The 12,091-nt window shown below is 67.1% G+C and carries 12 protein-coding genes; 6 read left to right on the top strand and 6 right to left on the bottom strand.

What is annotated here, in order from left to right; all coding sequences use genetic code 11:
* Window positions 1–35: 35 nt before the first annotated feature.
* Entirely contained in the window at window positions 36–1,082 is a 1,047-nt protein-coding gene (locus ACH82I_RS10710) for an alpha/beta hydrolase family esterase (RefSeq protein ID WP_413332489.1), read from the bottom strand.
* 67 nt (window positions 1,083–1,149) lie between these two features.
* Window positions 1,150–1,881 (bottom strand): GntR family transcriptional regulator, encoded by a 732-nt coding sequence (locus tag ACH82I_RS10705; protein ID WP_413332487.1) that lies wholly within the window; start codon window positions 1,879–1,881, stop codon window positions 1,150–1,152.
* Between the two features lie 189 nt (window positions 1,882–2,070).
* Between ACH82I_RS10705 and ACH82I_RS10700 the strand changes: the two genes are divergently transcribed.
* Window positions 2,071–3,087, top strand: a complete 1,017-nt coding sequence (locus ACH82I_RS10700) for a 1-aminocyclopropane-1-carboxylate deaminase (protein WP_413332485.1) — start codon at window positions 2,071–2,073, stop codon at window positions 3,085–3,087.
* Window positions 3,088–3,361: 274 nt separating this feature from the next.
* Window positions 3,362–4,756 (top strand): NAD-dependent succinate-semialdehyde dehydrogenase, encoded by a 1,395-nt coding sequence (locus ACH82I_RS10695; protein ID WP_413332483.1) that lies wholly within the window; start codon window positions 3,362–3,364, stop codon window positions 4,754–4,756.
* A gap of 119 nt (window positions 4,757–4,875) precedes the next feature.
* On the opposite strand, the gene ACH82I_RS10690 is transcribed toward ACH82I_RS10695, so the two are convergent.
* Window positions 4,876–5,571, bottom strand: a complete 696-nt coding sequence (locus ACH82I_RS10690) for a DUF402 domain-containing protein (RefSeq protein WP_413332482.1) — start codon at window positions 5,569–5,571, stop codon at window positions 4,876–4,878.
* Window positions 5,572–5,747: 176 nt separating this feature from the next.
* Between ACH82I_RS10690 and ACH82I_RS10685 the strand changes: the two genes are divergently transcribed.
* The 4 genes from ACH82I_RS10685 (at window position 5,748) to ACH82I_RS10670 (ending at window position 10,509) form a co-directional block, all read left to right on the top strand.
* Complete coding sequence (locus ACH82I_RS10685; RefSeq protein ID WP_413332480.1) at window positions 5,748–6,455, top strand: FadR/GntR family transcriptional regulator; 708 nt, start codon at window positions 5,748–5,750, stop codon at window positions 6,453–6,455.
* Window positions 6,456–6,480: 25 nt separating this feature from the next.
* Window positions 6,481–7,554, top strand: a complete 1,074-nt coding sequence (locus tag ACH82I_RS10680) for an asparaginase (protein WP_413336755.1) — start codon at window positions 6,481–6,483, stop codon at window positions 7,552–7,554.
* Window positions 7,551–8,957, top strand: a complete 1,407-nt coding sequence (locus ACH82I_RS10675; protein WP_413332478.1) for an aspartate ammonia-lyase — start codon at window positions 7,551–7,553, stop codon at window positions 8,955–8,957. Before ACH82I_RS10680 ends, ACH82I_RS10675 begins: the two co-directional genes overlap by 4 nt.
* 82 nt (window positions 8,958–9,039) lie before the next feature.
* The gene (locus tag ACH82I_RS10670; protein WP_413332476.1) at window positions 9,040–10,509 is read left to right on the top strand and encodes an amino acid permease; all 1,470 of its coding nucleotides are present in this window, start codon (window positions 9,040–9,042) and stop codon (window positions 10,507–10,509) included.
* Window positions 10,510–10,523: 14 nt separating this feature from the next.
* Here ACH82I_RS10670 and ACH82I_RS10665 read toward each other — a convergent pair whose 3' ends face one another.
* Genes ACH82I_RS10665 through ACH82I_RS10655 form a run of 3 tightly spaced genes read right to left on the bottom strand, consistent with a single transcriptional unit; the run spans window position 10,524 to window position 11,961 of the window.
* The gene (locus ACH82I_RS10665) at window positions 10,524–10,973 is read right to left on the bottom strand and encodes a hypothetical protein (RefSeq protein WP_413332474.1); all 450 of its coding nucleotides are present in this window, start codon (window positions 10,971–10,973) and stop codon (window positions 10,524–10,526) included.
* Window positions 10,970–11,311 (bottom strand): DUF6204 family protein, encoded by a 342-nt coding sequence (locus ACH82I_RS10660; protein WP_413332472.1) that lies wholly within the window; start codon window positions 11,309–11,311, stop codon window positions 10,970–10,972. Before ACH82I_RS10660 ends, ACH82I_RS10665 begins: the two co-directional genes overlap by 4 nt.
* Entirely contained in the window at window positions 11,308–11,961 is a 654-nt protein-coding gene (locus tag ACH82I_RS10655; RefSeq protein WP_230745538.1) for a TetR/AcrR family transcriptional regulator, read from the bottom strand. The genes ACH82I_RS10660 and ACH82I_RS10655 overlap by 4 nt, the downstream gene beginning before the upstream one ends.
* Window positions 11,962–12,091 lie beyond the last annotated feature (130 nt).

Below are 12,091 nucleotides of genomic sequence, written 5' to 3'. Positions count from 1 at the left end.
GTTTAAGTCATCTAATCACTTTGACGGCGAATGTGTCAACGGTCACTTCGCGGGTGATCCTGGAAGAACTTCCACAGGGTGGTCGTGGCCGAGAAGTGCTTCGTCACGTAGCCGCCGCCGCTGTATACGGCCTCACCTGGCCAGACGTGCCCGCCGCCGGCGACCGAGTAGAGCTCGACATCGGCGCCGGATTGTCGCTCGGGTCCCCGCTGTCCTTCGGCCGAGTCGCCCGTGCATTTCTTCCAGCGGGTCCGGAGCACGTCCTCGCCCTTCTTGCCGACATTGCGCTCGGTCTTCACCCGGCAGTCGGAGGCCTCGGCCCAGGGCTGGATCCATTCGCGGACGCCCGGATAGTCCTCGCCCTGGCGGGTTCCGCCGTCGTAGTGCATCGTCTCGTCTCCGGTGCCGTGGATGGCGAGCATCGGGGTCGGCTCGGAGTAGCCGCAGCCTTCGGTCGACTGCGGGTAGTAGGCGCCGGCGACGGTCGCGAAGGCCGAGAACCGCTCCCGCAGCTGGCAGGCGAGCACGGAGACCATGCCTCCGCCGTTGGACTTCCCGGTCGCGTACACGCGATTGAGGTCGATGCAGAAGTCGTCCTCGATCGAATCGAGGAGGTCCGAAACGAAGCGCACGTCATCGGCGCCGCTGGCATAGGGCGCGCCCTGCCAGGAGCGTTTGCCGTCCTTGAGCGCGCCGTCCGGGAACACGGTGACCGCCGGCAGCTGCGGCAGTCCCGTGTAGTTCTGGAACTCGGCGCCATCGGATCCGTTGCCGTGGAAGCCGAGGACCAGAGGCTGCGGCGCCTGTGGGTCGTAGTCGCGGGGGACATTGATCCGGTAGGTGCGTTCGCCTCCCGCCGAGGTGATTGTGCGTTCGTCGTTGCCCGGAGTCTGGTCTGTTCCGCAGCCGGCGGAAGGGTCTGTGCTGATTGCGGAGGCTGTGCCGGACTGGGCTGAGGTTTGAGTCTGGGCCGCAGCCGCCGAATCCGTCGTGACCGTCTGGGCTGTCGTGGTCAGTGCCAGGGTGAGGAGAAGGGCGATGATCGCCCCGATGGACAGAGTGCGCTTCGTCGTCGAATGCATGTTCTTCCTTTGATCGTCGGTGATCGCAGTGACAACATAGCACAAGTCATCAGATCACTTGAAGACCTCAGGAGCTGAGAGCGAGCCAGTTCTCGCGAGTGAGCTCGACGGCGGATGTGTGGTCCGCCTCGCGCAGTGCGGCGATGATCCGGGAGTGGACGTCCGGGGATGCGGTCGGCGTCGACGGTGCGGTGTCGGGCCCGTCGCCGACGGTTCCTGCATGGGTCTTTGCGGGACCTGCTGGGCCGTCGGCAGCTCCTGCCTTCCCTGTCAGCGCATCGAAGTGGAGGTGTTCGGTGCGGCGGAGGGTGGCGGTGACGAGTTCGAGATGCTCGGCGATGAGGGGATTGTTGCAGGCCGCGATGGCGACGGTGTGGAAATCGTCATCGGCGGCGATCGCGGCATCGCTGTCCGCATCGTCCAGGGCTTCGCGCAGCCGTTCGTTTGCGGCCTCCATCGCCGCGAGATCGGCCTCGGTGAGCGCGGGGGCGGCCAGTCGCATGGCCAGGGCATGGAGTTCGGCGGCGATCTGGCGGGCGTGGGCGACGGCCGCAGGATCCTCGGGCGCGACCCGAGTCATCCTCCCCGGTTCGGCGATGACCAGACCGGCTTGGGCCAGGCGCTGCAGGGCCTCCCGCACGGGGGTGCGCGAGACCTGCAGCCAGGTGCCGAGCTCCTGATCGCGCAGCTGCTCGCCCGGAGCGAGCTGCCCGCGCACGATGGCATCGCGGATCGCCCGGTAGACGTCATCGCGGAGCAGGCTGCGCCGGGCGATCGGCGCATCGGTGGGAATCGGCACGGGCTCGTCTTTCGTCTGAAGGTCGCTGGGTCTGAGTCGGCAGGTCTGGGGCGTTCGAAATGAGCGGGACTTTCTGCACGACTATTGTAAGCACTGCCGACATGCAATATATTGCATATTGCACCCCCCTATCCACATCTATGCCCCTACACCTACCCACCCGAACCCACGTCTCGAGGAGAGCACTCCATGGCCATCACCGACTTCGACCGCTATCCGCTCACCTTCGGGCCGAGCCCCGTCCATGAACTCGCACGACTGGGCGACCACCTCGGCGGGGCCCGGGTCTGGGCCAAGCGCGAGGACGTGAACTCCGGACTCGCCTTCGGCGGGAACAAGACCCGCAAGCTCGAATACATCGTCCCCGACATCCTCGCCTCGGGTGCGGACACCCTCGTCTCGATCGGCGGCTACCAGTCCAACCACACCCGCCAGGTCGCCGCTGTCGCCGCGCACCTCGGGCTGAAGGCCCGCCTCGTCCAGGAGCGCTGGGTCGACTGGGACGATCCGGTCAACGACAAGGTCGGCAACATCGAGCTCTCGCGCATCATGGGTGCCGACGTCAGTCTCGACTCGGCCGGCTTCGACATCGGCATCCGCTCGAGCTGGGAAGAGGCCATCGCCGAGGTCGAGGCCTCCGGCGGCAAGCCCTACCCGATCCCGGCCGGAGCCTCGGAGCACAAGTTCGGGGCCCTCGGCTTCGTCAACTGGGCCTACGAGGTCGCCGAGCAGGAGAAGACCCTCGGCGTCTTCTTCGACACCATCGTCGTCTGCACCGTCACCGGCTCGACCCACGCGGGAATGATCGCCGGGTTCGCCGCCCTCGAGGCCGCCGGCGGCCCGAAGCGCACCGTCATCGGCATCGACGCCTCGGCCACCTTGGACAAGACTCGCGACCAGGTCAAGCGCATCGCGAACAATGCGGCCCAGCTCATCGGTCTCGGTCGGGAGATCACCGACGCCGAGGTCGACATCCGCCCCGGCTGGGAAGGGCCGGCCTACGGCATCCCCGACGAGTCGACCGTGGGCGCGATCCGCACCACCGCCCGACTCGAGGGCGTCATCCTCGACCCCGTCTACGAGGGCAAGTCCATGGCCGGACTGCTCGACCTCGTCGGGCAGGGCGACATCGCCGCGGATTCCACGGTCCTCTACGCCCACCTCGGCGGGCAGCTCGCGCTCAACGCCTACAGCTCGATCTTCTGAGCGGAGGGCCACCCGGGTCGCCGCCGAAACGGTGACCCGGGTGGCACTTGAGTGCGGATTTCGTGCACGTGGGCACGGAATCCGCACCACCTCGGCGAGGGTGTCCCTCCGCATCGTCGACTGATGATTCCCCCAGCTTCCGCCACTTGTTGCGCAGGTCACGTGTTGATAGCGTGAGAGACAGGCATACGCGATCCGTCGATTCCGACGGCGATCGGCGATGCACCTATCTCGGACGGCGCCCGACCGGCGCCCCAAGTCGAAGGAGTCTGGAATGAGCAATGTAGGAAGCGCTGCAGGCGGCTACCGCGTCGAGAACCCGGCCACCGGTGAAGTCGTCGAGAAGTTCGACAATGCGACCGACGCACAGATCGACGAGGTCCTCGGTGCGGCTCACGACGGCTTCCTGGCCTGGCGTGAGAAGACGATCGAAGAGCGCGCCGCCGTCGTCAACAAGGTCGCCGCCCTGTTCGGAGAGCGCAAGGAAGAGCTCGCGAACATCATCGCCGAAGAGATGGGCAAGCCCGTCGCCGAAGGCATCGAAGAGGCCGAGTTCTGCGAAGCCATCTTCAACTACTACGCCGACAACGGCCCGGAGTTCGCCGCGGACGAGCCGATCAAGTCGATGTCCGGCGGCAAGGCCTTCATCCAGCGCCGCCCCGTCGGCGCGCTGCTGGGCATCATGCCCTGGAACTTCCCCTACTACCAGGTGGCCCGCTTCGCCGCGCCCAACCTGGTGCTGGGCAACACGATCATCCTCAAGCACGCGGAGATCTGCCCCCGCTCCTCGGCGAAGATCGCCGAACTGATGAAGGAGGCGGGCATCCCCGAAGGCGTGTACGCCAATGTCTACGCCACCCACGAGCAGATCGAGACGATCATCGCCGATGACCGCGTCGAGGGCGTGTCCCTGACCGGTTCCGAGCGTGCGGGATCCGCCGTGGCCGCCATCGCGGGCAAGAACCTCAAGAAGGCCGTGCTCGAGCTCGGCGGCTCCGACCCCTACATCATCCTCGACACCGACGACATGGACGAGGCAGTCGACACCGCCTGGGGCACCCGCCTGTACAACACCGGTCAGGTCTGCAATGCCAACAAGCGCATGATCGTCATGGACGACATCTACGAGGACTTCGTGTCCGGGCTGACCCAGCGCGCCCAGGACTGGACGAAGGGCACCCCCGCCGAGGCGGGCGACGGCAAATACTCGCCCCTGTCCTCCCGCGGTGCGGCCGAGAATCTGCGCAAGCAGCTCGATCGCGCCGTCGAGCAGGGCGCGACACTCGTCGGCGGCGAACTCGCCAGCGACGGTTCGGCCTACGTCTCCCCGGCCGTGCTCACCGGAGTCACCTCGGACATGGACGCCTACCGCGAGGAGCTCTTCGGACCCGTGGCCACCGTGTACAAGGTGACCAGCGACGACGAAGCACTCAAGCTGGCCAACGACACCCGCTTCGGCCTCGGCGGCGCCGTGTTCGCGAAGGATTCCGAGCGGGCCGCGAAGCTCGCCCAGCGCCTCGACGTCGGCATGTCCAACGTCAACACCCCGGCCGGTGAAGGCGCGGAGATCCCGTTCGGCGGCACCAAGCGCTCGGGCTTCGGCCGCGAGCTCGGGCCCTACGGCATGGACGAGTTCGTCAACAAGCGCATGTACTACGTGGCCGACTGAGGCTGATCGCTCAGGTTTGATTGCTCAGGTCTGACGCGCAACACGGGCGCTGTGTCGAGATTCGGGTGTGTCCACCCGTTTCCTGACGCGGCGCCCGTGTTTCGTGTGTGGTGGGCTGTTCAGCTTTCGTAGGTCCAGGTGGCCTCGGCGGGCAGGGAGGGCAGCGGCCAGTCCGGGTCGGGTGCGAAGTCCGTGTAGGCCGAGTCGAAGGGGAAGGTCCAGGCTTCGATGTCAGCGATGGCGCCGTCTGCCGCGCTGCGGATCCGGGCCACCTGCTCGGGAGAGAACATGCCCGCCTCGAGGGCGAACTCCAGTTCGTCCTCGTCCTTGAGGCTGTAGGAGCCATCGGCGGCGACGACGATGTCGAGCACATGGTCCGAGGTGAGGATCCCGGTCTCGAAGCGGGTGAACGGAGTCTCGAGGTTGACGTAGAAGGAGTCGCGGCGGGGCAGGGGGACCTGTGGACGTGAGGGGTTCTGTGGAGCGGAGGCAGCTGGGGTCTCGAAGAACCACACGGAGTAGTCCTTCCCGGGTTGGAAGACCGCGACGATGCCGGCGCCCTGCCAGGTCTTGAGGCCCTGCGCCCGTGGTGCGCCGAAGCGGGCGGGCCCATCGGCCTCGCGGATGCCCCTGCCGTCGGCGAGCACATGGTGGAGCATCGGAGTGCCCGACTCCAGCCACACCGCCAGATGCCGGTCGTCATCGGCGATGACGGTGACCGGGCGCTGGTCAAGCAGTCCGGGGTGGGCGGGATTCACATAGGTCCAATGGATCTGATCGCCGCGGCGCCAGCGGGGAATGTCCGAATCGCTCATGGCTTCATTGTTCCTGAGCGGGCGGAATCTCAGATCGCGATATTCGTCCGCGCTGAGATTGACCGCGGGAGAGTGACCAGAGCTACACTCAACCTGTCATACAGCTTGACAGGTTGCGAACACGGCGACCCGGCTGATCGAGACACCAGGAACCAGAACGAGCTGGAGGGGCGAGCGTGGGAGCCATCAATCCGACCGCTGTCGAACGGCTGTCAGCGGGCGAGGGAGTCATCCGCAGGCTCCGGGCAGAGATCGCCGAAGGCACGTTTCCCATCGGTGCCAGACTTCCCTCCGAAGCCAAGCTCGCCGACCGCTATGCCGTGAGCAGGCCGGTCATCCGAGAGGCGCTGCGTTCGTGTGCGACCCTGGGGCTGACCGAGACCAAGACCGGCAGCGGCACCTTCGTCATCGCCGCGGCCCCGGCGACAGGGCTGCACCTCGGCGAATACTCCTCGCAGGACCTCCACGAGGCCCGCCCTCATATTGAGGTGCCGGCCGCTGAGCTCGCCGCCCAGCGTCGCACCGACGAGGATGTGGCTCAGCTGCACTCCCTTCTCGAAGCGATGATCACGGAGACGAGTCCGCGCGGATGGGTCGAGCTCGACGGCGAACTCCACATCGCCATCGCCCGCGCCAGCGGCAACCGAGTCTTCGAAAGCGTCATCGCCGAACTCCGCGGCGCCCTGACCGCCCAGTCGGAGCTGCTCAACCTGGCGGCTCACCGGCAGCCGGACTCCGATGACGAACACGCGCAGATCGTCCGCGCCATCGAGCAGGGGCGGACCGACCTCGCCCGCGAGGCCATGGCCAAGCACCTCGCGCGAGTGGCCGACGCCGTCACCGATCTCGCCGCCTCGGCGAACACCGACAGAACCCACACCTGAACTCGAGGACCGTAGAACGATGCCGCTGCCTTCACCCACCCTGCCCGTTTCGGCCGAGCACACCGAGACCTGCGGCCCCGCCGCGCACATCCCGCTCGTCGAAGTCACGCGCGGAGGCCTCGTCGAAAGCCTGCACCTCGGGGCCTTCGCCGCCGTCGATGAGACCGGGGACCTCCTCGTCGACGCGGGTGACTCCGCGGCCCCCTTCTACCCGCGCTCCACACTCAAACCCCTGCAGCTGACGGCGATGCTGCGGGCCGGGCTCGACCTTCCACCCGAACTGCTCGCGCTCGCCGCCGCCAGCCACTCGGGTGCCCCGGAGCACGTCGCCGGGGCACGCCGCATCCTCGGCCTGCATGGGCTCGAGGAGTCTGATCTCGGCAATGCGCCCGACCTGCCCTACGGCGCCGCCGAACGGGAGAAGCACCTGCGGGCCGGCGGCACGCGCACCCGACTGGTGCAGAACTGCTCGGGCAAACACGCCGCGATGCTCGCGACCTGCATGATCAACGGCTGGAGCCGTGCGGACTACCTCGACCCGGAGCATCCGCTGCAGCGTCTCATCGCGGCCACGGTCGCCGAACTCACGGGGGAGTCGGCCGATGTGCTCACCACCGACGGCTGCGGCACGCCCCTGCCTTCATCCTCCCTGCGCGGGATCGCCCGCGCCTACGCGGCACTCGCGGCCGCCGCCCCGGGAACGAGTGCCGCCAGGGCGGCCGCGGCGATGCGCGCCCATCCGGAGATGGTCGGAGGTCCCGGACGCGATGTCACCGCGCTGATGCGCACGGTTCCCGGGCTCATCGCCAAGGACGGCGCCGAGGCGGTGCAGCTCCTCGCCCTGCGACCGCCGGGAGGGCGTGCCCTCGGCATCGCCGTGAAAATCGCCGACGGAACCGACCGTGCCCGCCTGCCGATCACCCGGGCCATCCTCACCGCCCTCGGAACCGAGGCGGAGGCACTGGCGGAGCTCACCTCGGCGCCGGTCGTCGGGGGAGGCCGAGCGGTCGGGGAACTGCGCGTGGCACGGGAGATCTGGGACCGCCTCGGCGGGCTCGGATTCATACACGAAGACAACCGGACAGGGGTGGGAGCATGACCACGACGAACACACGAACCGAACACGACCTCCTCGGCGATCGGGAGATCCCGGCGGACGCCTATTGGGGCATCCACACGCTGCGGGCGACGGAGAACTTTCCGATCACGGCGCAGACTCTCGAATCGAACCCGGACGCGATCCGCGGGCTCGCGGCCGTCAAACTCGCGGCCGCCCGGGCCAACCACGCGCTCGGACTCCTCGACGTCGAGCGGCGGGACGCGATCGTCGCCGCCTGCCGGGAGATCCTCGACGGGCACCTCCACGACCAGTTTCCCGTCAACGTCATCCAAGGCGGAGCAGGCACGTCGTCGAACATGAACGCGAACGAGGTCATCGCCAACCGGGCCCTCGAGATCCTCGGCCAGCCCCGCGGCACCTATGCCCGGATCAGCCCGAACGACCACGTCAACCTCAGCCAGTCGACGAACGACGCCTACCCGACCGCGGTCAAGCTCGGCACGATCTTCGCGATCAAGCGGCTGCTGTCCGCACTCGGCGAACTCGAGGAGTCGTTCGCGGCGAAGTCCCGGGAGTTCCACGACATCGTCAAGATGGGCCGCACCCAGCTCCAGGATGCGGTGCCGATGACCCTGGGGCAGGAGTTCGGCAGCTACGCGGTGACCGTGGGAGAGGATCGGGAGCGCCTCGCCGAGGCGGAGAAGCTCGTCCACGAGATCAATCTCGGCGCCACGGCCATCGGCACCGGCCTCAACGCCGCCCTCGGCTATGCGGAAGAGGTCCGCGAACAGCTCGCCGAGCTCACCGGGCTGCCTCTGATCACCGCACCGGACCTCATCGAGGCGACCCAGGACGTCGGATCCTTCGTCCACCTCTCCGGGGTCCTCAAGCGCATCGCCGTGAAGCTCTCGAAGATCTGCAACGACCTGCGGCTGCTCTCCTCGGGACCCCGGGCCGGCCTCGGCGAGATCAACCTGCCCGCCGTGCAGTCGGGATCGTCGATCATGCCGGGCAAGATCAACCCGGTCATCCCCGAGGTCGTCAGCCAGGTGGCCTTCGAGGTCATCGGCAACGATGTCACCATCACCATGGCCGCCGAATCCGGACAGCTGCAGCTCAACGCCTTCGAACCGGTCATCCTGCACAGCCTGCACAAGTCGATCTCCCACCTCGAATCCGCCAGCCGCACCCTGGCCGAGCGCTGTGTTGCGGGCATCACCGCGAACGCCGAGGCCACCCGTGCCTCGGTCGAGGCGTCGATCGGCCTCGTCACCGCGCTCAACCCGACCATCGGGTACGCCGCGGCGACCTCGATCGCGAAGGAGGCGCTCGAGACGAATCGCGGGGTGGCCGAACTCGTGCTCGAGCACGGGCTGATGACACCCGAGGAGCTCGCTCGTCTCCTGCGGCCCGAGAGGCTCGCGAATCTGAGCACCGTGTGAATCGCACATCTGACACCACTGACCTGACTGCACCGACCTGACTGCACTGACCTGACTTCATCCACCTGAGCAGAGGACTTCTATGACTCATCACCACGGGCCTGACCGCAGCGCGGCCGTCGAGCCCACCTCCACGATCGACCTCACCGCCGAGGACACCGGCTATCAGAAGCATCTCGCCCCGCGGCAGGTGCAGATGATCGCCATCGGCGGAGCCATCGGCACCGGCCTCTTCCTCGGCGCGGGCGGTCGCCTGCACGAGGCGGGACCGGCCATCGTGCTCTCCTACGCCATCTGCGGGCTCTTCGCCTTCTTCATCCTCCGGGCGCTCGGCGAGCTCGTCCTCCACCGACCCACGACGGGGTCCTTCGTGTCCTATGCGCGGGAGTTCTTCGGGGAGAAGGCCGCCTTCATCGCCGGCTGGTTCTACTGGCTCGTGTGGGCGACGACGACCATCGTCGACATCACCGCGGCCGCCCTCTACATGGGCTTCTTCGGCAAGTACGTCGCGTGGATCGCAGCGGTGCCGCAGTGGACGTGGGCGCTCATCGCCCTGCTCGCCGTGCTCGGACTCAACGTCATCTCGGTCAAGGTCTTCGGCGAGCTCGAATTCTGGTTCGCCCTCGTCAAGGTCGCGGCTCTTGTGGCGTTCCTCATCGTCGGAATCTGCTTCCTCATCTTCGGCACTCCCGTGTCCGGTCACGAGCCCGGACTCGGCCTGCTCTTCGAATCCGGCGGGATCTTCCCCAACGGGGTGCTGCCGGCGATCCTGCTCATGCAGGGCGTCGTCTTCGCCTACGCCTCGATCGAGCTCGTCGGCACCGCCGCGGGAGAGACCGCCAACCCGGAGAAGGTGATGCCGAAGGCGATCAACTCCGTGGTGCTGCGCATCGCCGTCTTCTACGTCGGCTCGCTCGTGCTGCTCGCACTGCTGCTGCCCTACACCGCGTATTCGGACGGGGAGAGTCCGTTCGTCACCTTCTTCTCCTTCATCGGCATCAAGGGCGCCGACACGGTGATGAACCTCGTCGTCCTCACCGCGGCACTGTCCTCCCTCAACGCCGGTCTGTACTCGACCGGCCGCATCCTGCGCTCGATGTCCGTGGCCGGATCCGCACCTCGGTTCGCCCAGCGGATGAATCGCAGCGGAGTCCCCTACGGCGGTATCGTCATCACGGCCGCGGTCGCCCTCCTCGGCGTGCCCTTGAATTACCTCCTGCCCGCCGACGCATTCGAGATCGTGCTCAGCGTCTCCTCGGTGGGCATCATCGTCACCTGGGCGACGATCGTGCTGTGCCAGATGCGTCTGCACCGGTGGGCGAACCGGGGGCTGCTCGAGCGTCCCTCGTTCCGGATGATCGGTGCCCCGTACACGAGCTACCTGACCTTGACTTTCCTCGCGGTCGTCCTCGTCATGGTCCTCGTCGATTCCCCGGCGACGCTGGTCGTCGCGATCATCGCCTGCGTGCTCATGGTCATCGGCTGGTACGCCTGCCGGGGACGGATCCGGGCGCTCGCCGCCGCAGGCCGGGAGGTCGAGTTCCAGGTGTGAGGCCGGCCGCGGTGTCAGACTCGGGTATCTTCGGTCCAAGGTTTCAACGTGGCAGCTACCTGGGCGACATCGAGGGCCGCATCCGCGAACCAGCGCTCGGCCGCCTTCTCGGCGATTCCCTCGGCTTGGTCGATGAGGGCGCGGCCGCTGTCGATGAGAACGAATGCACCGTCGTCCGTGCGAGTCAACCAGCCGAGCTTGACCAATGGCAGGGTGGCGCGCAGCGTCTGGGAACGGGTCTCGCTCATCTCCCAGGCAAGCTGATCCCGTGCCAGACCTTCTGAGTGGACGCCGAGGAGGCGGAGTCGAAGGAGGTCGTCCAGAGACAAGCCGACGCGGGTGAGCGCGCCGCCGATCGCAGTGTCCGCCGAGCTCTTTGCCCGCGCGAGCAGGAGCGCGGCTGCGAGGTGCGGTGCGGATCCCTCCGACCTGCGCTGGTGCTGTTCTGGGGCATCTGTCGTCATCTGCGCCTTCCAGGACGAATCTTGAGACTCTCGATGCAGACCGCGGAGACGTCGACCGTGCGCCCCCTGAGCCCGCGACCGGCAAGGTCAGCTCCGGCGAGCTCCTCGGCCCGGACGCGGGCCTCGAGTTCCGCGTCATCGGGGTTGACCTCATCGACGGTGATGAAGAACCGGTGCTGATAGTTCACGAGTTCGCGCGTATAGAGGAACGTTCCCTCCGGAGTGAACCGAGCCGCGAACATGTCATGCTCGGCTTGGTGGGTGCGCAGATATTCACATTGGTGTTCGTCGAGGTCCGAGAATCGGCCGCGAACCGTGATGCGATAACTCCAGGTCATTGAGGTGCCTCCGGTGCTCGAGCCGTTTCGGCTCGCGTCGCATGGTCGAAGAGGGCGACGATCTCGCCCGCATCGATGCCGGTGTGGGTGGGTACTGCGGTGTCGAGGACCGCGCGCAGCGACAGGGCCATGGCGATCGGATCGAACTCGCGCATCTCGCCTCGCGCCTGGCCCTCCTGGAAGAGCGCCACGAGATCCGCGACGGAATCGGCCGAGCGCCGAGCGTAGGACTGCGTGTGCTCGCCCGGTCTGTCCGCGTCGGGACGACCGGTCCGAGTCGATCGACCGAGGTAGCCGACGGCCGCGATGATGGCCGCTGCCCGCGCCGGCTGTCGGCGGCAGTAGCCGACATGGGTGGTGATGTATGCGGCCAGGCGGTCATTAGTTGGGCCCGCGGTACCCAGCGCCTGGGTGAGCTCGGGGCCGAGGTCGGCGATGACGAATGCGATGGCCGCCGAGGCGAGTTCGTCCTTGTCGGTGAAGTTGCCGTGGATCGCTCCACGGCTGAATCCCGCGTTCTCCGCCACGGCGACGAGTGACGTGGCGTCGACTCCGTGCTCGGCGAAGAGGTCGACCGCCGATTCGATGAGTCTGTTCCGGGTCTCCTGCTGGCTCTCTGCGCGCGACATCCTGGGACGGGAGGTGTTCATGCATTCAAGATACACCAAAGTATTCGAATACTGAAATGTATATGAATGATCGACGGATGCCCTCCTGCGGAGAACTGAGGACTGCCTATACTGGACCCGGCCCGTAGAGCTGCGTTCATCCGGGGCCGGA

This window comes from Brevibacterium sp. GP-SGM9 (assembly GCF_047300845.1).
Classification (GTDB): Bacteria; Actinomycetota; Actinomycetes; order Actinomycetales; family Brevibacteriaceae; genus Brevibacterium.
This window is presented reverse-complemented; position numbering and strand designations above follow the sequence as displayed.